Annotated in this window: 1 pseudogene; it reads left to right on the plus strand. The window is 37.2% G+C overall.

Features of this window, described 5'->3' with window-relative positions:
* Window positions 1–242: pseudogene (gene gltX / locus BGI41_RS08300) on the plus strand (glutamate--tRNA ligase); the annotation flags it as partial.

Here is a 242-nt window from a genome sequence, read left to right on the forward strand (position 1 = left end):
ATGCTGCTAAGCATAAAGGAAGTGCAAATCCGGGGGCAGTTATTGGTTCAATTATGAGTCAGGAACCGGATTTAAGAAGTAGAGCAAAAGAAATTGGTCCAATTGCAGGAAAAATTGTAGCTCAGGTTAACAAATTAAGTGAAGATGAACAGTCAGCTCAAATGGCTAAATATCATGTGGAAGTAAAAGAAAATAAACAGAAAAAAGAAGAAGGTCTTCAGGAGCTTCAAGGTTCTCATGAT

This window comes from Methanobrevibacter sp. 87.7 (genome assembly GCF_002208625.1).
Lineage (GTDB): Archaea > Methanobacteriota > Methanobacteria > Methanobacteriales > Methanobacteriaceae > Methanarmilla.